The sequence below is a fragment of the Clostridium sp. C8 genome (genome assembly GCF_001010885.1).
Lineage (GTDB): Bacteria > Bacillota > Clostridia > Clostridiales > Clostridiaceae > Clostridium > Clostridium sartagoforme.
This window is the reverse complement of the sequence record NZ_LBMX01000108.1, coordinates 16,182-41,909: the sequence shown is the minus strand read 5'-3', so window position 1 is coordinate 41,909 and position 25,728 is coordinate 16,182. Positions and strand designations below refer to the sequence as shown.

Annotated in this window: 20 protein-coding genes and 1 riboswitch; of the genes, 16 read left to right on the top strand and 4 right to left on the bottom strand. The window is 27.2% G+C overall.

Annotation, left to right across the window (positions count from 1 at the left end; all coding sequences use genetic code 11):
* Positions 1-97 precede the first annotated feature (97 nt).
* A complete protein-coding gene (locus AAT22_RS17615) occupies positions 98-616 on the bottom strand; it encodes a DUF5698 domain-containing protein (protein ID WP_047002203.1) in 519 nt (172 codons plus the stop codon).
* A gap of 269 nt (positions 617-885) precedes the next feature.
* Entirely contained in the window at positions 886-1,200 is a 315-nt protein-coding gene (locus AAT22_RS17610) for a hypothetical protein (RefSeq protein WP_047002202.1), read from the bottom strand.
* A 228-nt stretch (positions 1,201-1,428) separates the two neighbouring features.
* Between AAT22_RS17610 and cplR the strand changes: the two genes are divergently transcribed.
* Together cplR and AAT22_RS17600 are read left to right on the top strand one after the other, a co-directional pair.
* Positions 1,429-3,105, top strand: coding sequence for an ABC-F type ribosomal protection protein CplR (gene cplR / locus AAT22_RS17605; protein ID WP_047002201.1), 1,677 nt, complete (start codon positions 1,429-1,431; stop codon positions 3,103-3,105).
* 134 nt (positions 3,106-3,239) lie between these two features.
* Positions 3,240-3,800 (top strand): carbonic anhydrase, encoded by a 561-nt coding sequence (locus AAT22_RS17600; RefSeq protein ID WP_016208360.1) that lies wholly within the window; start codon positions 3,240-3,242, stop codon positions 3,798-3,800.
* Positions 3,801-3,921: 121 nt separating this feature from the next.
* Here AAT22_RS17600 and AAT22_RS17595 read toward each other — a convergent pair whose 3' ends face one another.
* Complete coding sequence (locus AAT22_RS17595; protein WP_047002200.1) at positions 3,922-4,869, bottom strand: alpha/beta hydrolase; 948 nt, start codon at positions 4,867-4,869, stop codon at positions 3,922-3,924.
* A 300-nt stretch (positions 4,870-5,169) separates the two neighbouring features.
* A riboswitch (M-box (ykoK) riboswitch) is annotated at positions 5,170-5,328 on the top strand.
* Between the two features lie 425 nt (positions 5,329-5,753).
* Between AAT22_RS17595 and mgtA the strand changes: the two genes are divergently transcribed.
* Both mgtA and AAT22_RS18680 read left to right on the top strand, forming a co-directional pair.
* Positions 5,754-8,444 (top strand): magnesium-translocating P-type ATPase, encoded by a 2,691-nt coding sequence (mgtA, locus tag AAT22_RS17590; RefSeq protein ID WP_047002199.1) that lies wholly within the window; start codon positions 5,754-5,756, stop codon positions 8,442-8,444.
* A 226-nt stretch (positions 8,445-8,670) separates the two neighbouring features.
* Positions 8,671-9,339: a GntR family transcriptional regulator gene (locus tag AAT22_RS18680; protein WP_052954008.1), complete on the top strand. Its 669-nt coding sequence runs from the start codon at positions 8,671-8,673 to the stop codon at positions 9,337-9,339.
* Positions 9,340-9,436: 97 nt separating this feature from the next.
* Here the strand turns inward: AAT22_RS18680 and AAT22_RS17580 are convergent, their stop codons facing one another.
* A complete protein-coding gene (locus tag AAT22_RS17580; RefSeq protein ID WP_047002198.1) occupies positions 9,437-11,329 on the bottom strand; it encodes a fructose-specific PTS transporter subunit EIIC in 1,893 nt (630 codons plus the stop codon).
* Between the two features lie 190 nt (positions 11,330-11,519).
* Here AAT22_RS17580 and AAT22_RS17575 point away from each other — a divergent pair, with 190 nt between their 5' ends.
* The 12 genes from AAT22_RS17575 to AAT22_RS17520 all read left to right on the top strand — a co-directional run bounded on the left by AAT22_RS17575 (position 11,520) and on the right by AAT22_RS17520 (position 25,651).
* Entirely contained in the window at positions 11,520-12,200 is a 681-nt protein-coding gene (locus tag AAT22_RS17575) for a GntR family transcriptional regulator (RefSeq protein WP_047002197.1), read from the top strand.
* 144 nt (positions 12,201-12,344) lie between these two features.
* Complete coding sequence (locus tag AAT22_RS17570) at positions 12,345-14,633, top strand: pyruvate formate lyase family protein (RefSeq protein ID WP_047002196.1); 2,289 nt, start codon at positions 12,345-12,347, stop codon at positions 14,631-14,633.
* Complete coding sequence (locus tag AAT22_RS17565; protein WP_047002195.1) at positions 14,626-15,537, top strand: glycyl-radical enzyme activating protein; 912 nt, start codon at positions 14,626-14,628, stop codon at positions 15,535-15,537. The genes AAT22_RS17570 and AAT22_RS17565 overlap by 8 nt, the downstream gene beginning before the upstream one ends.
* A 353-nt stretch (positions 15,538-15,890) precedes the next feature.
* Positions 15,891-16,535, top strand: a complete 645-nt coding sequence (locus tag AAT22_RS17560) for an HAD-IA family hydrolase (protein ID WP_084820801.1) — start codon at positions 15,891-15,893, stop codon at positions 16,533-16,535.
* Positions 16,535-17,557, top strand: a complete 1,023-nt coding sequence (locus AAT22_RS17555) for an ROK family protein (RefSeq protein ID WP_047002194.1) — start codon at positions 16,535-16,537, stop codon at positions 17,555-17,557. Before AAT22_RS17560 ends, AAT22_RS17555 begins: the two co-directional genes overlap by 1 nt.
* A 179-nt stretch (positions 17,558-17,736) precedes the next feature.
* Positions 17,737-18,408 carry a response regulator transcription factor gene (locus tag AAT22_RS17550; RefSeq protein ID WP_047002193.1) on the top strand — a complete coding sequence of 224 codons (672 nt, stop codon included), beginning with the start codon at positions 17,737-17,739 and terminating at the stop codon, positions 18,406-18,408.
* Positions 18,408-19,433: an ATP-binding protein gene (locus tag AAT22_RS17545; protein WP_047002192.1), complete on the top strand. Its 1,026-nt coding sequence runs from the start codon at positions 18,408-18,410 to the stop codon at positions 19,431-19,433. The genes AAT22_RS17550 and AAT22_RS17545 overlap by 1 nt, the downstream gene beginning before the upstream one ends.
* A 96-nt stretch (positions 19,434-19,529) precedes the next feature.
* A complete protein-coding gene (locus tag AAT22_RS17540; protein ID WP_016208352.1) occupies positions 19,530-20,282 on the top strand; it encodes an ABC transporter ATP-binding protein in 753 nt (250 codons plus the stop codon).
* Positions 20,282-22,180, top strand: coding sequence for an FtsX-like permease family protein (locus AAT22_RS17535; protein WP_047002191.1), 1,899 nt, complete (start codon positions 20,282-20,284; stop codon positions 22,178-22,180). Before AAT22_RS17540 ends, AAT22_RS17535 begins: the two co-directional genes overlap by 1 nt.
* Positions 22,181-22,307: 127 nt before the next feature.
* Positions 22,308-23,960, top strand: coding sequence for a hydroxylamine reductase (hcp, locus tag AAT22_RS17530; protein ID WP_172655035.1), 1,653 nt, complete (start codon positions 22,308-22,310; stop codon positions 23,958-23,960).
* Positions 23,961-24,111: 151 nt separating this feature from the next.
* A complete protein-coding gene (gene ric, locus AAT22_RS17525) occupies positions 24,112-24,810 on the top strand; it encodes an iron-sulfur cluster repair di-iron protein (protein WP_047002190.1) in 699 nt (232 codons plus the stop codon).
* A gap of 34 nt (positions 24,811-24,844) precedes the next feature.
* The gene (locus tag AAT22_RS17520; RefSeq protein WP_047002206.1) at positions 24,845-25,651 is read left to right on the top strand and encodes a DUF438 domain-containing protein; all 807 of its coding nucleotides are present in this window, start codon (positions 24,845-24,847) and stop codon (positions 25,649-25,651) included.
* The last annotated feature ends 77 nt before the right edge of the window (positions 25,652-25,728 follow it).

Below are 25,728 nucleotides of genomic sequence, written 5' to 3'. Positions count from 1 at the left end.
AGAATTTTTTGATTATTTTTTCACATTTTAAATTTACTCAGTTTATCTAATATAGATTTAGAAAGAATAGTTCTTATTTTATGCACCTGACATGAAGTTAAAGCTTTTTTAGATGTTTAGTAATATATCCACCTTTAAATTGAGTAGGCTCGTAAGAAACTATAAAAGCATTTTTCTCCATAGATTGAATTATTGAGATAGCTTCACTTTCTCTTACTCTATGTGATACAATTTCAAGTCTATATCGTTTTTCTTTATTAATTCCTTCACCAGTATAAGTGGTTACTCCAAATTTTAAACTTCTTAACATATCAATTAATTCTTGATTATAGCTAGTCAAATTTACATGAATAGTTCTATATCCGATAGCAAGCTTTTCTTCTATAATTCCTCCAATATATATTCCAATACCATATCCAAGTATATAAGCACCTATATTAAGAAAATTACTTAAATCAGAAAAAACAATACCTAAGCTTACTATATAAATTATAGCTTCAAGAAAAGCAAACATTGAAGCTTGAGCTTTCTTACCTTTTACAACAAATGTTGTCCTCAATGTTAAAAGTGGAACGTAGATAAGTTGTAAAATAAATATAGTTAACGCATTTATCAATTCAAATCCTCCTCTTTTGTAAAATTTTAAAACTTATTTAATTATAAAACAATAATGGCTTTATTGTATATAATAAAAAATTAGTTAGATGTTGTATAAGATAGTTTTAAAGATAATGTAGGAGGTAATACCTTATTTCAGAATTAATTATATAATAGACTTTATGAATTAGAAAATTATGATTAATGAAGTGATATCGTTATAAAAAATACTTAGAAAGAAAAAGGGCTAGATCTAAAATAAATCTAACCCTTTTTAAATTTTTACAATTAAGCCTTTATCCAATCTACAACTCCAGGAGTTAAAGATTCAACATCATTCTTATCAACTTTAGTTACAAAAAGTAAATCATTAGGTTGTAAGAATGCTTTAATTTTTTCTGCTATTTCTTTAGCAGAAACGTCAGTTTTAACTAAGTAGCTGTCAGGCATAAAATTAGCCCAAGCTCCAAGTGTTTTTATAGTTCCAACTATATCATAGTCATCACGATGATGGTGATGATGTTCATGATCATGATCGTGAGAATCGCAATCACATGAATGAGAATCTTCATTTAAATAAAATGTTATTGCATAAACTGTCATATATGTACCACCTTAAATTTGTATTTTTTATAATCATAATATATATCTTGTCCAAAAGCTAGTGATATTATTAAATTATTTAAAAAAGAAAAAACAATAAATTATAATAGAATACATTTAATTTATAAATCAAATAATATTGATGAAGAATTGATTTAATCGGGATAGTTGTGAATTGTAATTTTTACAGCATCCTTTTTTTATATTTTTGTATATGGAGGATTTAATATGAAACTAGCAAGCATTAATAATTTAAAGAAATATTATGGAGATAGATTATTGTTAGATATAGATAAGTTTGAAATATTTGAAGGGGATAGAATAGGAATTGTAGGGGAGAATGCAACAGGAAAAACAACTTTAATAAAAATATTAACAGGTGAAGTAAAAGCAGATGAAGGCTCTTATTATCTTACGGATAGTTATTCTTATATTAGTCAAAGAGAAGAAAGGTGCGAATTTAAAGGAGCTGGAAAATTAAAAGGTATATTTAATGTTCCAACTGAATATAATGATTATTTATCCGGAGGTGAAAAAGTCAAGATGAGGATAGTAAAAGCACTTGAAGAAAATAAAAGTCTTATAATAGCAGATGAGCCAACTTCCAATTTAGATGTTGAAAGTGTTAAGCTTTTAAATAAAATGTTTAAGAAATACAAAGGAACATTACTTATTATTTCTCATGATAGGAATTTTTTGGATGATTTATGTAATAAAATTATCGAAATTGAAGGAGGAAAGCTGACTTTATATAATGGAAACTACAGTGAATATATAAATCAAAAAGAAAAAAATAGAAGAGTAAGCGAAAGAGAATATAATAAGTATATTCATGAAAAAGCTAGATTAGAAAAAGTAATATCAGAAAAAGAAGTACTTAGAGATAGAATTAAAAAAGCTCCTAAAGGAATGGGTCCATCAGAAGCTAAAACCATAAAAATGGGTGATCAAAGAGGAAAGAAGAATATAGATAATAATATAAAATCAATTAAGAACAGAATAGATCATTTAGAAGCTAAAGAAAAGCCAAAAGAAAGAAAAGAAATTATAATTAATATTGTACCAAGTATGAAATTAAACTCTAAGTATCCAATTGAAGTAAAAGCTTTTAAAATTTATGTGGAAGATAAATTATTAATAAATGATGTTAATTTAAAAATAAAAGAAGGAAGAAAAATTGCTTTAATAGGTGAAAATGGATGTGGAAAAACAACTTTATTAAAATATATAGTAAATAATAATAATGATAAAGTTAAGATTTCAAGCACTGTAAAAATAGGATATTTTGATCAATTTCAAAGTATTTTAGATGATGATAAAAGCATTTTAGAAAATATAAAGAAGGATTCATCTTATGATGAAACTTTTATAAGAATTAATTTAAGTGAATTTGGGTTTAAAGATAACAGTGTAAATAAAAAAGTAAGAGATTTAAGTGGAGGGGAGAGAGTAAAGGTAGGATTATGTAAGGTGATTTTATCAGATAATAATATACTAATACTAGATGAACCAACGAATTATTTAGATATTAAATCTATAGAAGCATTAGAAAATGCTTTAAGAAACACTGATAAGACAATTGTATTGGTGTCTCATGATATAAGATTTATTTCAAATATATGTAATTATATAATTGAAATAAAAGATAAGGGTTTACATGAATTTGATGGAAATTATAGTTCTTATTTAGAACATAATAATAACGAGGAATTTGATAGTAATAAAAAGAAATGTGAAGATGAATTATTAGTTTTAAAAAATAAATTAACAGAAGTTATTTCACGTTTATCCCTAGAAGTAAACGAAGAGAAAAAGGAACAACTAGATTTGGAATATAAAGACTTGCTGAATGAAATAAAAAAAGATAAAGTAATTTCACATAAAAAACTATATGAAAAACTATAGGTTTATTATAAAATGATTAAAAGATATATATGATCTTAATTTTAGTATTTTATTTTAAATAATATAGTAATATTTAGTAAGATATTAATTTTTAATTAATCATATAAATATAATGAACTTAGGAAGGAAATATAATGAGTAAACTTAATGATATATTAGAATTCAATAAAGGATTTGTTGAAAACAAAGATTATGAGCAATATATAGCTTCAAAAAATCCAAAGAAAAAAATACTTATTTTATCTTGTATGGACACTAGACTTACAGATTTATTACCCAAAGCATTAAATTTGAAAAATGGTGATGCAAAGATTGTTAAAAATGCTGGAGCGTCAATTATGCACCCTTTTGGAAGCGTAATCAGAAGTATAATCGTTGGAATATATGAGTTTAATATTGATGAAATATTTGTAATTGGGCATCATGGTTGTGGAATGTGCAATTTAAATACAGATAATTTATTACAAAAGGCTATTGATAGGGGGATTACAAAAGAAGTCTTAGAAACACTTCAAAATGGAGGTATAGATATAAAAAAATGGCTTCATGGCTTTGATTCAGTTGAAGAATCTATAAAAGATAGCGTTAATTTAATAAAAAAGCATCCATTAACACCACAAGGAATTTCAATTCATGGACTTGCAATAGATCCTGAAACGGGAAAACTAGACTTAATTGTTAACGGATATAATTAATATTTTGCGAAGCAAAATAGTGAAATAGGGGAAAGGGAAAAAGTGAAGGAGAAAATCCTTACAGGATTTTTGAATAAAAGTTGCTTTGCACCTATATATGCATTCACTTTTTCACTTTTCACTAATTTAAGTATTTATCTATAAAGTTTTCTATTGTAGACCAGTAAAGTTCAGGATTTACCTTAGATGCTTTAGCATGTCCGGCACCTTCTATGGTTAATTTTTCTTTTGGTGAGATTGTAGCATCATAAAGTTCTTCCATCATTGAATAAGGAACAAAGTCATCCTTATCTCCATGAATAAATAATATTGGAGTCTTAGATTTTGCTACTTGTTTTAATGCAGATGCTTCTTTTAAGGTATAGCCAGCTTTAAGCTTTGTAACAGCTGATGAAGCATTCATTATTGGAAAGCTATGTAGTGAATAAAGTACATTTAATTGATGAGAAAATTGAGCCCAAACAGACGTATATCCACAGTCAGCTATAATAGCTTTTATGTTATATGGAAGATCTTCGCCAGAAGTCATTAAAACAGTGGATGCTCCCATTGATACACCATGAAGTATTATTTGTGCGTTTTCATCAATATTAAGAATTAAATTTATCCATTTAGTAATATCTAATCGATCATACCAACCCATTCCAATGTAACTACCCTCACTTTTACCATGACCTCTTAGATTTGGAATTAGTACATTATAACCAGTTTCATAAAAGTTTTTAGCATAACCACTCATATCTAATCCCTTACTTGTATATCCATGAACAGTTATAATCCATTTATTAGTAGGAATTTCATTTAGTATTTTATAAGCATGAAGCTTTAAATTATCAAAAGATTTTATATATTCATTAGAAAAATTAGATTTATTAAGTAGCCAATCTACATTTTTATTAAGAACTTCTCCACTTGTAGATTTTGCTTCTTCTGGGGTTCCAAAAATAGAATCTTTCGAAGTATTTGGATTAAGTGCTAAGTTATAAAAATAATTACCTATAAGTCCTAAGGCACCGATAGATAAAGCCCCTATTGCGCCAGTAGAAATTAATGCTGTTTTTTTATTCATAAATCCTCCTTTTTCAATTAATAATTCATAATTAACAATTAATACTAAGGAACATATACTTCAGATAAGTGCAGTAGATGTTCCTTAGTATTAAGGTCACCTAAACTGCGTTAAACTTCACTAAGTATTCAATGCCAGTTAAGCAAAACTTAATAAGAGTTATTGTAACATTTTTAAATATCTATTACAATAAAATCACATAGTAGATTATATGAATTAAATGTAAATTAAGTATGAATTATATAAAATGGGTTGACATTTTTGAAATCATTGCATATGATAAAGAAGAAATGAAAAGTTAATATTTTTCGGTAGGTGAGGTTACCACAAGGATAAGGGTTGCTGCCGCAAAATAGTGGAGACACTATGAGAAGGTTAGCAGTCTATGTCGAAGCCAAGGCATAGACTAATGCAATTTCATCGCCTTGTGAAGCTGAAGCTTGAACGATGATAAAGCAGTTTTCTGTTTTATGTTTTTTGCGCAACCTTTTATTAGGATTGTGTTAAGCTTGTAAGTTTATTTCCCTTACCATTAAGTTATTGTGGTAAGGGTTTTTTATTTTTCAAATCCATTTTTATATTTATTATAGATATTTTGAATTTTAGGAGGTGAGAGGAATGGATGAAGAGAGTAGTAAGTGCATAGATCCACTAATAGAAAATATAAATTTAATTAATGTTGGGAACTATGATGTAGTGGCTTATACATTATTTATTCCTCTTAACTGAGATTCTAAATCTTTGATTTAGTTAATCGAAGTTACTCCTAGGAACGTATGTGAGTAGCGAGTTTCATTCTAAATTTAATAATTAAAGGGATAATATTTCTTTTGGATCTATGTCTTACCTATAAAAAAACTAAAAATTTTTAGGAGGATAGGACTATGAAAAAGAAAATATTTAAAAAAGTAAGTACAAATGAAATAAAAATAAATTCAGGAATTAATAGATTAATTTTATCTTCAAAGCAAGATGAATTAGGTATTTTAGAAAAGTATAATACAAGCTATAGTGGCTATGAAGAAATTAAAGTTGAATTGATGAGAGAAGAATATGGTAAAAATGAAATTACTCATCAAAAGGGAGATTCTTTAGTAAAAAGACTAATAGAGTCATTTATTAATCCATTTACTATTATTTTATTAATTTTAGCAATTATATCTTTTGTAACAGATATAATGATAGTTGATTCAAGCAAGAGAGATGCGACATCAGTTGTTATAATTACTTCGATGGTTTTAGTAAGCGGTATTCTTCGCTTCATTCAAGAAACAAAGTCAAATAAAGCCGCTGAAAAACTCGGTGAGATGGTTAAAACAACTATAAGTGTAGAACGTAAAGGAGTAGGAATAAAGGAAATTCCTATTAGTGAAATAGTAGTTGGGGATATAATCCATATTGCTGCTGGAGATATGATTCCAGCAGATATTAGAATATTAAAAGCAAAAGATTTATTTATTAGTCAATCATCTTTAACAGGCGAAAGTGAGCCTGTTGAAAAAGTAGATACAGCCATTACTCATGATTGTAAAAATCCGATAGAGCTAAATAACTTGGCCTTTATGGGAAGTAATGTTATTAGTGGATCAGCAATAGCAATAGCAATTAACGTTGGTAATGATACAATATTTGGTTCAATGGCAAAGCAGTTGGTAGGGAAAAAGGTAACTACAAGCTTTGAAAAAGGAGTAAATTCAGTATCTTGGGTATTAATTAGATTTATGTTTGTGATGGTTCCTGTAGTATTATTTATGAATGGATTTACTAAAGGGGATTGGATGGAAGCATTTTTATTTGCACTTTCAGTAGCTGTAGGGCTTACCCCAGAAATGTTACCTATGATAGTATCAGCAAACCTTGCAAAAGGTGCAGTTTCTATGTCAAAGAAGAAGGTAATAGTAAAAGACTTAAATGCTATACAAAACTTTGGTGCAATGGATGTTCTTTGTACTGATAAGACAGGTACACTTACGCAAGATAAGGTGGTTTTAGAATATTCCCTTGATATTGAAGGAAATGAAGATAATAGAGTATTACGTCATGCTTTTCTAAACAGCTATCATCAAACAGGATTAAGGAATTTAATGGATATAGCTATAGTTAATCATGCAAATGAAAAAGATATGATTGAGTTATGGCATGATTATAAGAAAGTAGATGAAATACCATTTGATTTTAGCCGTCGTCGTATGAGTGTAGTAGTTGAAGATAAAGCAGGAAAAACTCAATTAATAACTAAAGGTGCTATTGAAGAAATGTTATCAGTTTGCTCTCATGTAGAATATAAGGGTAAAATTGAAACTATTACAGAAGAAATTAAAAAAGAAATTTTAGAGACTGTTTCTAGTTATAATAGTCAAGGAATGCGTATATTAGGAATTGCTCAGAAGAACAATCCATCAAGCGTAGGGGAGCTTTCAGTAAAAGATGAATCAGATATGGTATTAATAGGATATTTAGCATTTTTAGATCCACCAAAAGAAAGTACAGCTAATGCAATAAGAGCTCTTGAAGATTTTGGAGTTAATGTTAAAATTCTTACTGGAGATAATGATGCAGTAACATCCTCTGTTTGTAAGCAAGTTGGAATAAAGGTAAATAATTTATTACTTGGATCAGATATTGAAGAAATGGATGATGAATTATTAAGTGAAGTAGTAGAAGAAATAAATGTATTTGCTAAACTTTCTCCTAATCAAAAGACAAGAGTTGTTTCTGCTTTAAGAAAAAATGGACATACTGTTGGCTTTATGGGAGATGGAATAAATGATGCAGCAGCTATGACAGAATCTGATGTTGGAATTTCAGTTGATACAGCAGTTGATATAGCAAAAGAATCAGCGAATATAATTTTATTAGAAAAAGATTTAATGGTATTAGAAGATGGAGTAGTAGAAGGTAGAAAGATATATGCTAATATTATTAAATATATAAAGATGACAGCAAGTTCAAATTTTGGAAATATGTTTTCTGTATTAGTCGCAAGTATATTTTTGCCATTTTTACCTATGTTACCAATACAATTACTAATGTTAAATTTAATTTATGATATTTCTTGTATAGCTATTCCTTGGGATAATGTTGATGAAGATTATATAAGAGTACCTCGTAAATGGGATTCAAGCTCAATAAGTAAATTTATGTTTTGGATTGGCCCAACAAGCTCAGTTTTTGATATTGCAACTTATGCTTTGATGTATTTCTTTATTTGTCCTTTTGTATTTGGTGGACAATATCATATATTAAATGAAGCGCAACAATTAGGATTTATGGGATTATTTCATGCTGGATGGTTTGTTGAATCATTATGGTCTCAAACACTTGTGATTCATATGATTAGAACACCAGGAATTCCATTTGTTAAAAGTAGAGCATCATGGCAACTCACAACACTAACAACATTAGGTATTGCAGTAGGAACTATAATTCCTTATACATTCTTTGGTAAAGCATTGGATATGGTTTCTATGCCAGCAATTTATTTTCCTTTTTTAATTGTAATAATAATACTTTATATGATATTAGTAACGCTATTAAAAAAAGTTTTTATAAAGAGATATGGCGAACTATTATAGAGATTTGCTAAAAAGTCCTAGCTTAATCGGTTAGGACTTTTGGTTTTAGTTATAAGACTTCTTCAATTTTTTATTAGTGGAGTCGAATTATATGCCTATTAATTTATAATAGTTAAAAGTTAAAGGTCAAATTATTATGGTATAATAAATATAATTCGTTGCATAAAGAAATTATTAATAATAATATTTGTTTATATATGATACATAAGGTAAGGGAGATGAGGAAGTGACTACTAAGAAGGATTATATATATGAAGAAATAAAAAAGCTAATTTTAAATGGAGAGTTCAAAGAAGGAGAATTATTGATCTCTGAAAATGAAATATGTAAAAGATATGATGTTTCAAGAGAGCCTGTAAGGAGAGCTTTAAAAAAATTAAAGGAAAAAGGTTATATTAATTCTAAACAAGGTAAGGGTTATTATATTAATCCACGAGAATTTTATTTAAATACTACAATTACATCATTAAGTGTTGAGAGTAGCAAAATAAATTCAATAATTGTAATAGATTGTAGAATTATTGAAAATAAAATGAAGAACTATTTTAGTTCAGAATTTCTTTATACGTATAGAAGGATAATTAAAACTGATGACAATGTCATTTATGAAGAAGGATTTTTACCTAAGAATATATTTGAAGATTTTGATGAAAATAAATGTAGTGGAAGTATCTTAAATTATTTTGAAAAAGATAAGAATTTTACATTGACTCATGATAGAAAAGAGCTTAAAAGTGTATTAATTGATTCAGAACACATAATAAACGAATACTCACCAGAAAAAGTAACTAATTCAATTGAGACAACTCATAATGTTTATTGCAATAACTTATTGATACAAATAAGCAAGCAAATTAAATATAATTCTGATATAACTATAGTTTCAATGAATTAGGGATAGGTGCTATTACCTATCCCTAAAATTATTTTTATTTAATTAAAGTCTTAGCATAGTTAATTAATATTTTATTGATAAATATATTATAATAACGTTATTTAACTTTAACAGTTTTTTTATTTAATCTAAATTTCTTTAGAACTAAAGTTAGAAATGCAGTTACTATAGTGCCTATAACCATAGATAATAAGCCCATAATAGGTTTATTTACAACTCCTAATAAAAGAACAATTGGACCACCATGTGCAACTGTATTAGTAATTCCAAATAAGAATCCAAGAATACAAGCTACTGCACTACCAATCATGTTTGCAGGGATTATAGCTAGAGGGTCGCTAGCGGCAAAAGGTATTGCGCCTTCGGATATACCTACTAATCCCATAGCTAGAGCAGCTTTACCATTTGCTCTTTCCTCTTCTTTAAAGAATATTTTCTTTTTATCAAGGAATGTAGCTAATGCCATTCCGAGTGGAGCAACAGGAATAGCAACTGCTTGAGCTCCCATAAATTGATATTGACCTTCTGCAATTAAACCAACAGAGAACATAAAGGCAACTTTACCAAAAGGTCCACCCATGTCAAATCCTTGCATTAATCCTATAACTAAACCAAGAATTATCATACTACCTGATGACATATTCTTTAATGTATCAAATAACCAGCTCATAAGAGATGATATAGGGGCACCGATTATAAAGATAAATATAAATCCAATAAATAAAGAACCCAAGATTGGAATGATCATTATAGGAACTAGAGCCTCAATAGCTTTTGGAAACTTGATTTTCTTAAAATATAAAACAAAATAACCAACTAATAAACCAGCAGCAATAGCGCCTATAAAACCTGCTCCAGCATCAGCTCCATAAAAAGAACCATTATTTGCAATCCATCCACCTATCATACCAGGAGCAAGTGCAGGTCTATCACCAATTGCATATGCAATATATCCTGCCAAAATTGGAATCATTAATTTAAATCCGATATCACCAATACTTAAAACTTTGTTCCATATACTTCCTTCAGGAATAACTAGTCCACCTGGAGTAGGTTCACCACCTAAGGCAAGTGAAACAGCAATCATAAGACCACCTATAACTACAAAAGGTATCATAAAGGATACACCATTCATTAAGGCTTTATAAAAAGTACTTTTTCCTTTATCCTCTTCATTTGATCGCTTCATAGAAGTATTTTTAGAAGTATATAAAGGAGTAGAAGGATTTAATGCCTTATTTATAAGTTCTTTTGGCTTGTCTATAGCTGATTTTACACCAGTTACAACAACCCTTTTGCCTATGAATCTAGCCATATCTACTTCTTTATCACAGGAAACTATTATCCCATCAGCTCTGTCAATTTCATCATTTGTAGGAGCATTTTCAACACCTATAGATCCGTTAGTTTCTACTTTTATTGAATATCCCATTTCATTAGCTGCTTTAGTTAAAGATTTTGCAGCTAAATATGTATGAGCAACGCCAACTGGGCAACCAGTAACACCTATAAGAAATTTATTATTGGTAACAGATACTTCTTCTTGTGCATTATTTTCTAAAAGGTAAATCAAATCATCAATAGATTTAGAATTAATCATTTTAGTAACATAATTTTCATCAAGTAGCTTACTAGTAATAGTTGATAAAGTATGAATATGAGTATTATCTGAGTTTTCTGGCATTGCTATAAGAAAAATTAAATGAGTTTTTTTAGTTTCGTCACTACCAAAAGCAATCCCCTTTTTACTTATACCGATAGCAACAGCTGGTGATTTTACATGAATAGATTTTGCATGAGGTATAGCAGCCCCATTTTCTAATTCTGTAGAAAATTCCTCCTCCCTTTTATGAACGTCTTGTAGATATTTTTTAACATCAGTAATTTTCCCCTGCTTATATAGAAGTGATGCTAACTCTTCTATACATTCATTTTTTGTACTAGACTTAATGTTAAGTTGGATTAAGTCTTTTGAAAAAATTTTATTCATAGATTATTCCCCCTTGTTTTCGTTTTCAATAAAATAATAAGACAAAAAAGAAGATTTGTAAATACTAATTTGTAAATATTAATTTGTTAAATAAAAATTTTTGGTTTTTTAGTATGTATGGTATACTTAGTATAAATGTTTAGAAAAATTTTATGACAAAATAATAATATCATATATATTTGGAGGCAATATGAAATACGTAGAGGTTTATGAAGAGATAAAAAATAAAATAATAAGAAAAGAATATTCTTCATGGTCTTCCTTAGAGGGAGAAGAAATACTTTGCCATAAATATGGTGTAAGTAGACCAACATTAAGGAAGGCAATATCAAAACTAAAAAATGAAGGATATGTCCATTCAAGGCAAGGTTCAGGAATATTTGTTAATCCTCCAGAGTTCTATGAACAAAGTAAATTAACAACATTATCAGAAAAGCAAGATGAAGGATACAAGATAGAAAATAGAGTGTTTTTCTGTAAGGAAATTGAAGGTGATGAGAAATTATGTAATGCTTTTAATGTGGATAAGAAGGAAAAATTTATTTATTTTAAAAGATTAAGGATTATTTCAGGAGAACCAAGAATATTAGAATATACATATATGCCATGTTATTTATTTAAAGATTTTAATGAGGAAGTCTTAAAGAAGTCTGTTTTTAAATATATGGAAGAACACTATAATGTAAGTCATGATATAAAAACTATAAAAGCTATAAAATCAAATGAAGAGGTTTCTAAAATATTAGAAATAGATTTAGATTCAGCTATTTTGGAGATTGAACATAAGGTATATTTAACAAAATCAATACTTGCTCAATATACTAGAGAAATATCTACGGACAATTCAATTACTATTGCATCTGTTAGATAAAATAAAAAACTATCCTAATATTATTTAAAAATACATTAGGATAGTTTTTTATTTATAAAATTTATTTTAATCAATTAACTTGACGGAAGGAACTCATTGATATAGAATTAACTTGTAATTACAAGTTGACTGGGGGAATAAGTAATGATTAAAAGAGAGTTAAAAAGAAATGATACTAATGTAGCAGTTGCGCCAAAGGAACCGTTATATATGAGTGAGTTAGAACAATTAGAAACAATGTTAAAATATACAAAAGTTCATGAAAAATATGATGATAGCGAAAAGTTAAAAAGAGAAATTGAGTGTTTAAAAGTTCTTTTTCCTAAAGTTTTTAGACCTATGTATGAAGACGATTTGATATTAGGAAGATATGATGCATTAGCAATAGGATTTGGAAGCGTAACATCAGTTGGGGGACCAGGACATTATTGTAAATTTGAAAAGTTAGATTATTTTTCAAAGAAGCTTGGAGAAAATTATGAAGATGACATAGAATATTTAAAAAAGTACTGGGCGAAAAACGACACTAGAGAAGTGTTTTATAAGGATAAATTACAAGAAAATATTTTAGGAAAGTTTGTGGATGTATTATTTCCAGCAATTATAACAGCTCGTTTTAGCGGAATGTATTTGAATTATAACCTTTTATTAGATAATGGAATAAATGGATTGAAGAGGATAATAAATACTAAAAGAGAAATTAATATTGATTCACAAAAAGAATATGATGCTATGATTGAAGCACTTGAGCTTTTACAAGTTGTAGTTAGATATCATATAGAAGAAGTTGAGAAAGAACTAAAAAAAGATACACTTTCTGAGATGAGAAGAATGCAAATGGAAAAGCTATTAGTTGCATTAAATACAATTGAAAATGATAAACCAAACTCATTTATATCAGCTATGCAACTTGCATGGTTATATTCATCAGTATCAGGTGTTGTAAATTATGGTAGAATGGATGATTATTTAGGAGATTATTTAGTTCATGATTTAGAAAATAATATAATTACTGAAGAAGAAGCAATAGAATATATTAAATCACAATGGAGACTTATTGAAGTAAAAAGAACAAATGTAAATGGACGAGTTATTGTTGGTGGAAAAGGTAGAAGAAATGAAAAGAATGCAGATGTATTTTGTAAGCTAGCAATTAGAGCAACTAAAGAAGCAAAACTAGTCGAGCCACAATTCACTCTTAGAATTTATGAGGGAATGAATCAAGAGATATATGATTTAGCATTAGACTGCATTGGAGAAGGAACAACTTATCCTATTTTATATAATGATGATGTAAATATTCCAGCAGTATCTAAAACAATGCATGTAGATATGAAAACAGCAGAGCAATATGTTCCATTTGGATGTGGAGAATTTGTTCTTTCAGGGCAAAGTGTAGGTACTCCAAATACATGTATTAACTTATTAAAGCTTTTAACAATTATGATACATGATGGAATAGATCAATGGGATTATAAATATAAGTATGGAACACTTAAAATAAAAAAGATGAATGAAATAGAAAGTTTTGATGAATTCTTTAATGAATATAAGAAATTATTAAGATATTATATAGAATTAACAGCTGATGCTCATGCTTATTCATATAAAGTAATGAATGAAAAAGTAGGATTCATTTTTACAAGTATATTAACTGATGATTGTATTGGAAGAGGAAAAATGACTTTAGATGGTGGAGTAAAGTATCTAGGTGGAACAAATGAAATGTATGGGAATATGAATGCTGCAGATTCTTTAGGTGCAATCAAAAAATTAGTATTTGATGAAAAAAAATATACTTTAACAGATATTCAAAAAGTATTAGAAGTTGATTTTGATGGATATAATAATGTAAAACAAGAAATGATTAATGCTCCTAAATTTGGAAATGATGATGACTATATTGACTCTATAGCAGTTGAACTTCATGAGTTTACTTGTAATGAAGTTGCTAAGCAAGCTAATAAAGTTGGGCTAGATAGTTGGTTAGTAGTTGTTATAAATAATCAAGTTAATACAGAATGGGGAAGGGCAACTGCATCATCACCAGATGGAAGAATAGCTGGATTGTATATGAGTAATGCTAATAATCCACAAAGTGGTGCAGATACTAATGGACCAACAGCAATGTTAAATTCTCTTGCTAAAATACGTGCAGATATACATGCAGGTAGCGTTCAGAACATTAAATTTTCTAAGACTATGTTTAATAAGGAAAGAATGAAAATAAAAGCATTATTTGCTACTTATTTTAAAAAGGGCGGCCCACAACTTATGGTGAATATAGTAAATCAAGAAGATTTGGTGGCAGCATATAATAATCCAGAAGCATATAAGAATTTAACAGTAAGGGTTGGAGGGTTTAGTGCAAGATTTGTAAATTTAGATGATGATGTTCAAAGAGAAATAATGGAGAGGACATGTAATGAGTAGAAAAGGAATAGTATTTGATATACAAAGATTTTCTGTTAATGATGGCCCTGGAATAAGAACAACAATTTTTATGAAGGGATGTTATTTAAGATGCCCGTGGTGTCATAATCCAGAGTCTATTTCTCCTAAAATTCAATTAAAGTATAATCCAAGGAAATGTACAGCTTGTGGAAAGTGTGTTAAACATGTAAATGGAGATGGAATAAAAATTATTAATAACCAATTGAGTATAGACTTTAATAAACATGATCAAAACTTTGAATTAGTAAATGTATGTCCTAACAATGCTTACGAAACATATGGAAAAGAATATTCTTCAGATGAATTAATTGAAATTATAATAAAAGATATTGATTACTATAATGTTTCAGGTGGAGGAGTGACCTTTAGTGGTGGAGAAGCTATAAATCAATTTGAGTTTATTAAAGAAGTGTCAATTAAATTAAAAGAAATTGGAATTCATATATGTCTAGATATAAGTGGATATGATCCTGAAAATCAAATAGAAAAATCAATTGAGTTTATAGATGAATATTTGTTAGATTACAAATTAACTGAAAAAGAAAGCTATAAAAAGAATATAAAAAGAGAATTTGATTTTTATAAAGTAATAGAAGTATTAAAAAATCATAACAAGAGTACTATACTAAGATGCCCTATAATTCCTAGTGTTAATGATTATGAGGACCACTTTAAGGCTATATGTAAAATATCTAATGATTATGAAAATATAAGATATGTTGATATATTGCCTTATCATAGTCTAACAAAAATGTATAAATTTAAATATATAAATAAGCATAAAAAATATGAAGTTCCTAACAAGGATATGAAGGAATTGTGGAAAAAAATATTAAAAGAAAACTATTTAAAAAATGGCTATCTAGAAAATGAAATAATATGATTAAATAGGATTTATCAATACAATAATTTAGTATTTTATTTTTAAATTTTCTAGATAAAAAGCACTAAATAAGATGTAATTGTTTTTATTTGATGCTGTTGTTTGTTATTATGGAATATTTAATTTTCGAATAGAACAAGCTATTATTAGGACTAATTATTTAGAGACGGATTAGATATAAGAAATAATTAATACTATTGATTAAATTATTATAATATATTTATATACAAGTTTAAACCAAGTCCATTTTATTGTGGCTTGGTTTATTTTATATAAATTAATTTTATTGATTAATTTATATAAATATGTTACTATACTTTTGAAAGAAACTTTCAAAAGTATAGTATAGAGGTATGGTTATAAATATGAGAGAGTATAAATGTATTATTTTTGATTTAGATGGAACAATTTTAAATACAGAGAGAATGAATTTAATTCCACTTCAAAGGTTAATAAAAGAAGAGCTAGGTGAATTCATTTCTTATGAAGATTTGCTTAAATATAAAGCATATGCAGGAAAGAGAACTTTAGAAGATCTTGGTTTTAAGGACATAGATAAATCTTATAAGAAGTGGGTACAGTATGTAAATGATTTTGAAGAAGGTGCTGTATTATATGAGGGCTTTGATGAAGTTATGAAAACACTAAATTCAAAAGGAATCATATGTGCTATAGCAAGTTCTAAAATGAAAGACCAATATGAAATAGATTTTGGACCTACTGGATTAAAAAAATATATTCAGTGTGAAGTTTTAGCAGATGATACAAAAAGACATAAACCATATCCTGATCCTTTATTAAAAGTAAGTGAAATATTAAATATAAGTCCAAAGGATTGTATGTATATTGGAGATACTATATTTGATTTTAAAGCAACTAAGGCTGCAGGTATGGATTTTGGTATAGCTATGTGGGGTGCCGATGACTTAGATGGAATAGATGCTGATTATAACTTTAAAAATCCTAGTGATATTTTAAAGGAGCTAAATTTCGTATAATGAAAAAAATTGCAGGAAAACCAACAGAACTTAAAAATGTGAATACTTCATTAATAATGAACTCAATAAGGGCTAGAGGTAATGCAACCAGAGCTGAAGTTACTAGGGATACAGGTTTAAGTCATACAACAGTAAGAGTTATTTTAAATGAGTTAATGGAAATGAATGAAATAATATCTGTAGGATTAGATGAATCTAGTGGTGGAAGACGAGCTGAAAGATATAAGATAAATCCTAATAAAAGATATTTAATAGCAATATCAATAGAAGAAGAGAAAATAATCTATAGAATTGTAAACACTTTAGGAGAAGTTTTAGAAGAAAATACTAAAATAATAGGAAGTTTAGAAGATATTGAAATTATAATAAATACAATAGAAGCCTTATATAGAGTTTATAACAATATAGAAGGTATTGGTATTAGCGTTCCAGGAGTTGTTACTGATGATGGATATTTATCTGGAATTAGAATGGAAGATTGGAAAGAAATAAAAATAAGAAAATATCTTAAAGAAAGATTTGATGTTCCTATACTATTAGAGAATGATATAAATTCTGCTTCTTTAGCATTTTATAATGATTATATAGAAAAAAATAAATGTGACCCTATTAGTCTTGTATATGTAAGCTTTACTTCATTAGGGGTGGGGGCTGGAATAGTACTAGATGGAAATGTTTTAAAAGGTGATAATGGATATGCTGGAGAAATTGGATTCATTCCTGTTGGAAATACTTTTCTAAATGCAATGATGATTAGCAATTTAGATGATGATGAGTATATTCAAGTAATTATAAATACTATTAAAATAATATCAGCAATAATTAACCCTAGTGTAGTTGTTTTAGGTGGAAGTAATTTTAAGTATTATATCAAAAATAGGATAATTGATATGTATACTAGAGAATTCAGCATAAAAACGAAAATATTGATACAAGAAAAAAATTGCAATTATTCATTAGAAGGAATAAAAGAACAATCATTAAGGTTAATAAATAAAGAAGTTAAGTTAATTAGAAATTAAATATAAGGTTATTAGTATAGAGGGCGTAATAGCTTTGGCTAGCGTAACCAAAGTACTTTTTAATAAAATTAAGGCTATAACTATATAATATTAGTTATAGCTTTTTTATACTTTATAATGTTTAATATAAATTTACATAATGTTATAATTTACATAAAAATAACTGAGAGGTAGCTATTATGAGAGAAATATTATTAATAGAAGATGATTTAGATTTATCAAAACAACTTTTACTATCTTTGAATAAATGGGGGTTTAGTGTAGAGATAATAGATGATTTTAGTAATATAATTGAAGAGTTTACTGAAAAGAATCCAAGTTTAATAATAATGGATGTTAATTTACCATATTATGATGGATTTTATTGGTGCGAAAAAATTAGGGCAATATCTAAGGTGCCAATAATTTTCTTATCTTCTAGAGATTCAAATATGGATTTAATTATGGGAATAAATAATGGTGGTGATGATTATATAACAAAGCCTTTTTCTATAGAAGTTTTAATAACTAAGATAAATGCATTACTAAGGAGAAGCTATGATTATACTTTTTCGGACTCTGTTATTTATTATAAGGATACTATTTTAGATGTGGAAAAATGTACATTTAAATATGAGGATAATATTATTGATTTAACAAAAAATGAAATGAAAATATTATCAATACTTATTAAAAATAAAGGCAAAGTAGTATCAAGAGATAAAATTATGATGAGCTTATGGAACGATGATGAGTTTGTAAGTGATAACACATTAACTGTAAATGTAACTAGGTTAAGAGGAAGACTTAAGGATGAATTAGGATTGAATGATTTTATAAAAACTAAGAAAGGCATAGGGTATATGGTTTAATGAGCTTAATAAGATTTATAAAAGAAAAGAATATAAATATTATATTTTCAATAGCCTTATTAATAGTAATAAACATATATTTGATTTCAATAAATTCATTCAATGGTAGAGCAAGTGATTTAATCTACCTAGATTTTATTATAATTGCTATATATTTAATATGGATATATACTACTTATTTTAATTGGAAAAAGAAATACTACGATTTATATAAATCTATTTTAGATAAAAATGATATTTCTATAGAAGATATTAAAGAAAGCTCTTTAGAAGAGGAAATAATTTATAAAGTTATAGATAATAAAGATAAAAAGTATGATTTTAAAACTAAAGAATATGACGAAAAATTAAGTGATATGGAAGAATATATTTCTAAATGGGTTCATGAAATAAAATTGCCAATAACAGCACTAAATATAATTTCGGAAGATATAGAGGATTATACTGTAGCAAGCAGTGTAAAAAATGAAACAGAAAAAATAAATTTTTTAGTTAATTCAATTATTTATGGAAGTAGAGCTACGGTAGCTTCAGAGGATATATTTATTAAGGAAGAAAATTTAGGTAATATAGTTAAGAAATCTATAAAAAATAATTCATTTTTCTTAATAAAAAATAAGATGGAAGTTGTTACAAGTAATTTAAATTATAATATTTATAGTGATGGAAAATGGATTATTTATGTTATAGATCAATTAATCAATAATGCTATTAAATACTCAAAAGAAAAAGGAAAGATAGAGTTTTATGCAGAGGATAATAGAGAATATATAAAACTATGCATTAAGGATAATGGCATTGGCATAGAAAAAGAAGATATAGAAAGGATATTTAATAAAGGTTTTACAGGGAGTAATGGTAGAAATAAAGTATATAAATCTACTGGCATGGGACTTTATTTTACTAAGAAGGTATTAAACAAATTAGAACATGAAATTTCTGTGGAATCAATTAAGGGTGAATATACTTTATTTAATATATACTTTTATAAAATCTCCGATTATTTAAAGGTTACTAAAATGTAACATTAGAATAAAAAAGGTAAGGTTAAGTGAAGGAATCCAAATTAAAAAACTATTAAAATAAAATTAAAGTTAAAGTTAATTTTGGAGGAATTAGTTATGAAAGAAATTTTAAAGTTAAAAGATGTATCTAAGGAGTATGGAGTTAGAGGGTTTAGAACAAGGGTTTTAAATAATATAAATTTTACTGTAAATGAAGGTGATTTTATTTCTATAATGGGGCCATCAGGAGCAGGAAAAACTACTTTGCTTAATTTAATTTCAAGCTTAGATAAACCAACAAAAGGTGAAATAATTCTTGATGGAAAAGATATAACAAAGATTAAGAATAAGGATTTATCTAATTTAAGAAGAGATAAAATAGGTTTTATATTTCAGGATTATAATTTGTTAGATAATATGAATTTAATGGATAACATAGCATTGCCATTAGCATTAGGAAAAAAGAAAACTAAAGATATAGAAAACAAAGTAATTAATATTGCAGAGATATTCGGTCTTAAGGAGCATTTAAAGAAGTATCCATATGAATTATCTGGAGGACAAAAGCAAAGAGGGGCAGCAGCTAGAGCTTTAATAACTGATCCAAAAGTAATTTTTGCAGATGAACCTACTGGAGCTTTAGATTCAAGATCATCATCAGATTTGCTAGAATCATTAAGTAGAGCAAATAAAGAAGAAAAGGCTACTATTGTTATGGTTACTCATGATGCTATTACTGCAAGTTATTCTAATAAAGTTTATATATTAAGTGATGGAGAAATAAAATGCCAATTAAATAAAGGAGAAAGTAGAAAAGAGTTTTATGGTAAGATAATCGATATGTTAGCATCTTTAGGAGGTGCTAAATAATGAGCGTATTCAATATAGCTTATAATAATTTCAAAAATAATATTAAAGTTTATACTATGTTCTTTATTTCAATGATATTTTCTGTAGTTGTTTTAAGTAATTTCTTAATTATGATGAATGGGGATGCAATGAAGGTTCTTGGTGATATGAATGAAGAATATAGTAAGCTTATTTTGCAAGTTATAACTGTCATTTTAGTTATATTTATGTTTTTCTTTATTTGGTATGCATCTAATATCTTTTTAAGAAATAGAAAAAAAGAAATTGGTATTTATGCATTTATGGGACTTGATTCATCAGTAATAGGGAAAATATATTTTATTGAAATGATGTTGATTGGAGTAAGTGCATCATTAATTGGAACAATTATTGGGGTTGTTTTATCAAAATTTTTTCAAATAATAGTTTTTAAAATTGCAGATTTTAATATAGATGTGACATTCAATGTAAGTATAAATTCTATAATTTATACTGTATCAATTTTTATGTGTATCTTTTTATTTATGAGTATAAAAGGATTTATAAGCATAGTTAGAAGTAAAATTGTAGATCTTTTAAATGCAAGTAAAAAGCAAGAAAAGATGCCTAAAGTTAATTTTCTTATATATATAGTTGCAATAATATCATTAGTTTTAATTGGTTATGGGTATTATTTAGTAAATAAAGAAGCAACTGATGCGCTTAAGACTTTAATATTAGTGTGCATTGGTACTTATGGATTGTTTGGAGCTGTTTTCCAAGTAGTATTTAATTTATTAATTAATAAAAAATCTATATTATACAAAGGAGCAAATATTATAACTATAAATAATTTAGCTTATAGATTTAAGAAAAATTATACAGTTTACGCTACTATAGCTATACTAACAGCAACAACTACTACAGTTCTTGGAACAGCTTTTTCAATGAAGAAAACATATGAAAATAGTCAAAGAAATATTACTTTATATTCTTTAGCAATTTCATCTAAAGATGAGTTTAATTCAGAGGAAGTAGCTAATAAATTAAAAGAAATTGGAGAAGAAAAGTATTCTTTAGAAACTAAAGTGTTAAAAATTAAAAGTACATTGAAGGATGTCCCTCAATATCAAAATGATGAATATATAGTGGTTTCTTATGATAACTTATCTAATATATTAAAAGAAAATGGTGATGAAAAAGATTTAGTTAAGTTTAATGAAGAAATGGTGCAAGGTAATAATGCTATATATATTGAAAGACCTGGTACACTTATGAGTCTGCTATCAAATATCAAAGACGTTACATTAAATGATGTTAAGTTTAATATAAGTGAAAGTACTAGAATCAGGATTTTTGGTGAAGCATTAAATTATGTTACGATAATTGTAAATAATGATGAATATGAAAAACTTAGAGAAACAGCTACTGAAATAAACTTCTATGGAATCAAAATAGAAAATGAAGAAAATATAATTAATGTAATAGAGGAAATAGGGAAAAATCTTAATTTGGAAACTACTCAGGGATTTTATGGACAATATGAATTAAAAACAATAGAATGGGTGAAATTTGTTTACGCAATTGGAGGATTCTTATTTTTAGTAATGGTATTGGCAGAAGCTAGTATTATTTATATAAAAATTTATAGTGATGCAAATGAAGATAAGCAAAAATATAAAACACTTCTAAACATAGGAGCTTCCAAGAAAGATATAAGTAAATCTATAAGTAGAGAAGTTGCATTATTTTATTTCATTCCATTAGCAGTTGGCTCAATTCATAGTTATTTTGCAATTAATGTATTAGCTGATTTTATGAAAGAGAATTTAAATTTTGTATATTTATTGAGCTTACTAATTTGTATAGCTATATTTATAGTTAATTGTATTATTTCAATCATGGGATTTAAAAAGATAATAGGAACAAAGAAAAATTAAGTATAAGTAATTCACGAGTGTTTTTAGCAATCGTGAATTTTACTATTTTAATAGGAAAATAGTAAATATGAATAAAATGATTTGAAATAACTAATAATAAGTTCATATATGGAAAGGAGATAGGAATATGGATAATGCAATGTTTTGTTATCAATGTGAACAAACAATGGGGGGAAAGGGATGTACTAAGATGGGTGTCTGTGGAAAGACTCCAGAAGTTGCAAACCTTCAAGACCTATTAATATATCAATTAAAAGGAATAGCATGTTATGCTAAGCCACTAATTGATAAAGGAGAGATCATAGATAAAACAGTAGTGGAGTTCGTGGAAAATGGACTTTTTACAACCTTAACTAATGTTAATTTTGATGTTGAGGTTCACATACAAATGCTTAAAGATTCCCAAAAGATAAAAGAATCACTAAGAAGTAAGGCTCCTAAGGGTAACTACTCAGAGCAAGCTACTTATAATTTAAGTGCAACTAAAGAACAAATGTTAGAAGATGCAGTTAAAGCTGGAATAATGTATGATCAAGATATGGATGCGGATGTAAGATCTTTAAGGTACACGATTTTATATGGATTAAAAGGGATATCAGCTTATGGACATCAAGCAAGATTTATAGGATTTTATAGTGATCAAGTAGACCAATTTTATTTTCGAGCTTTAGAAGCAACAACTAATGATAATATTGGAGTAGAAGAATTAATACGCTGGACAATGAGAACAGGAGAAATTGCTGTAGAAGTTATGAGAGTTCTTGATGATGCTAATACAACAAGATATAGTCATCCTACTCCACATAAAGTAAATGTAAATATTAAAAAAGGTCCATTTATAATAGTTTCAGGACATGATTTAAGAGATTTAGAAATGTTACTTGAACAAACTGAGGGAAAGGGAATTAATATATATACACACGGAGAAATGCTGCCATCACATGGATATGAAGAGCTAAGAAAATATAAACATTTAGTAGGTAACTTTGGTTCAGCATGGCAAAATCAACAAAAAGAATTTGATAATATACCGGGTTGCATACTTATGACCACAAACTGCTTAATGAGACCTAGAGAAAGCTATAAAGATAGAATTTATAGTACTGGAGTTGTTGGATGGGATGGAATAGTACATATAGGTAGAGATAAAAATGGATATAAGGATTTCTCAGAAATAATAAATAAAGCACTTGAATTAGGTGGCTTTGAGGAAGATGAAGAGGAACATGAAATATTAGTAGGTTTTGCACATAAAGCAACATTAAGTCATGCGGAAGAAATAGTATCAGCAGTAAAGAATGGAGATATAAGACATTTCTTTGTAATTGGAGGTTGTGATGGAGCAAGACCGGGAAGGAACTATTATACAGATTTTGCTAGGCAAGTCCCAGAAGATTGCATAATATTAACCCTTGCTTGTGGAAAATATAGGTTTAATAAATTAGAATTTGGAGAAGTATGTGGATTACCTAGACTTCTAGATGTAGGTCAATGTAATGATGTTTATTCTGCAGTAAAGATAGCTACATCATTAGCGGATGCTTTTGATACAGATGTAAATTCCTTACCATTATCAATAGTTCTATCATGGTATGAACAAAAGGCAGTAGCAGATTTACTAGCATTATTGTCTCTTGGAGTAAAGGATATGTACTTAGGACCTTCACTTCCTGCATTTATATCTCCAAATGTTTTACAATACTTAGTAGATACCTTTGGACTTAAACCAATAAGTACTCCAGAAGAGGATTTAAAAACATGCCTTCAACAAATAGTATAAAAATATAACTTTTCAAATGAAAGGAGCTGTTTTTTACAGCTCCTTAATAAATATCTAAAAATTTTAAATTTGATTTAAATCACATTTTTATTTTTATATTTTTTATATAATCTATTCATAGATAAGATATGAAATGTTTGGAGGAATTAATATGAAAAATGAAATAAATAATAAATTAACTTTAGGAGAATGTGTTATTATTTATCCAGCAATAGTAGAAAGATTTAATGATATGCAATTAGATTACTGTTGTGGAGGAAATCAAAATTTAGAACTAGCATTGAAAGAAAAAAACATTGATGTAGATACATTTATTAAAGATATAAATAAAGAGCTTGAAGAATTTATATTTGAGAATTCTTCATATGTAAATTGGAATGAAAAATCTTCAGAGGAATTAATTAATCACATAGTTAATACTCATCATGCAAAGACATTTGAATTATTAAGAGATATAGATCCATTATTATTAAAAGTTTTTAAAGTACATTATGATCATTTACCAGAGGTTTTAACTAAAGTTCATAAGCTTTTTGGTTCATTAAAGAGTGAATTAGAAGAACATTTAATAAAAGAGGAAAAAATACTATTTCCAAAAATGATTAAATTTGAAAATATTGAAGATAAAGAAGAAAAAGAAAAGTTAAAGAAGGAAATAGAAAGCTTTATATCAGAACATGAAGCTGCAGGGGACATACTAAAGGAATTAGCAGAAATTACAGATGACTATAATTCCCCAGAATGGGCATGTACAAGTTTTAAATTATTATATATGAAAATGCATGACCTTGAAAAAGATTTATTTGTTCATATTCATAAAGAAAATAATATTTTATTTAAAAGATATTAATAGAAAGTTTGAGAAAAGTATAGAGGTGAATAATATGGAAAAGAAAAGATTTATTTTAGATAATGGTGTAAATAGAGCTGTTAATGAAGATAGAATAAAAGAATTAACTGTATTTTTATCAAAATTAAATGAACAAGGTTTAACAGAAGAATTAAAGGAAAAAGGGTTAAAGCTTGTTAAGTCAATAAGTCCTTTAGAATTATCTATGGCAGAACAAAGTTTAATAGATGATGGAATGAATGCAAGTGAATTAAGGCATTTATGTGAAATTCATATGTTGGTTTTAAAAGATGAACTTGAAAAATTAAAGGGCAATATATCAACAGGCCATGTTTTATACACAATGGTTGAAGAACATGAATGCTTATTAAAATTCTTAGATGAAATAGAAGAAACTACAAAAGTAATTTTAGCTATGGATAAATATGATGTAGAAAGAGCAGAATTTAATAAAATTCCAGAATTAGCTTTAAATTTATTAAATGCAGAACCACATCATAAAAGAGAAGAAGAAGTATTATTTAAAGAAGTAGAAGAATTAGGTGTTACAGGTCCAACTAGAATAATGAGAATGGAGCACGAAGAATTAAGAAAGAAGAAAAGAGCATTAAGAGATTTAGGAAGGTCTGTAGGAAATATGGAATTTGAAGAATATAAAAAGCAATTAAAAGATATTTCAAATGCTATTTGCTATGAGTTAAGAGATCATATATTTAAGGAAAATTATATATTATATCCAACATCTTTAGAAACTATCACAGATGAAGGAAAGTGGCAAGAAATGAAAGAAAAGTGTGATATGGTAGGATATTGTACATTTACTCCAGAGAATTCAAAATAATATTTACCTCCTTAGCAAAGATATAAACTATTCATTATACAAATTTGTAGTATAATAAGTATAAGTTACTATTTACT

Bases quoted from the DNA above. Each gene is read 5' to 3' on its own strand.
- AAT22_RS17610 (WP_047002202.1), bottom strand. From the start codon at position 1,200: ATGACAGTTTATGCAATAACATTTTATTTAAATGAAGATTCTCATTCA.
- cplR (WP_047002201.1), top strand. From the start codon at position 1,429: ATGAAACTAGCAAGCATTAATAATTTAAAGAAATATTATGGAGATAGA.
- AAT22_RS17600 (WP_016208360.1), top strand. From the start codon at position 3,240: ATGAGTAAACTTAATGATATATTAGAATTCAATAAAGGATTTGTTGAA.
- AAT22_RS17595 (WP_047002200.1), bottom strand. From the start codon at position 4,869: ATGAATAAAAAAACAGCATTAATTTCTACTGGCGCAATAGGGGCTTTA.
- mgtA (WP_047002199.1), top strand. From the start codon at position 5,754: ATGAAAAAGAAAATATTTAAAAAAGTAAGTACAAATGAAATAAAAATA.
- AAT22_RS17580 (WP_047002198.1), bottom strand. From the start codon at position 11,329: ATGAATAAAATTTTTTCAAAAGACTTAATCCAACTTAACATTAAGTCT.
- AAT22_RS17575 (WP_047002197.1), top strand. From the start codon at position 11,520: ATGAAATACGTAGAGGTTTATGAAGAGATAAAAAATAAAATAATAAGA.
- AAT22_RS17570 (WP_047002196.1), top strand. From the start codon at position 12,345: ATGATTAAAAGAGAGTTAAAAAGAAATGATACTAATGTAGCAGTTGCG.
- AAT22_RS17565 (WP_047002195.1), top strand. From the start codon at position 14,626: ATGAGTAGAAAAGGAATAGTATTTGATATACAAAGATTTTCTGTTAAT.
- AAT22_RS17560 (WP_084820801.1), top strand. From the start codon at position 15,891: ATGGTTATAAATATGAGAGAGTATAAATGTATTATTTTTGATTTAGAT.
- AAT22_RS17555 (WP_047002194.1), top strand. From the start codon at position 16,535: ATGAAAAAAATTGCAGGAAAACCAACAGAACTTAAAAATGTGAATACT.
- AAT22_RS17550 (WP_047002193.1), top strand. From the start codon at position 17,737: ATGAGAGAAATATTATTAATAGAAGATGATTTAGATTTATCAAAACAA.
- AAT22_RS17545 (WP_047002192.1), top strand. From the start codon at position 18,408: ATGAGCTTAATAAGATTTATAAAAGAAAAGAATATAAATATTATATTT.
- AAT22_RS17540 (WP_016208352.1), top strand. From the start codon at position 19,530: ATGAAAGAAATTTTAAAGTTAAAAGATGTATCTAAGGAGTATGGAGTT.
- AAT22_RS17535 (WP_047002191.1), top strand. From the start codon at position 20,282: ATGAGCGTATTCAATATAGCTTATAATAATTTCAAAAATAATATTAAA.
- hcp (WP_172655035.1), top strand. From the start codon at position 22,308: ATGGATAATGCAATGTTTTGTTATCAATGTGAACAAACAATGGGGGGA.
- ric (WP_047002190.1), top strand. From the start codon at position 24,112: ATGAAAAATGAAATAAATAATAAATTAACTTTAGGAGAATGTGTTATT.
- AAT22_RS17520 (WP_047002206.1), top strand. From the start codon at position 24,845: ATGGAAAAGAAAAGATTTATTTTAGATAATGGTGTAAATAGAGCTGTT.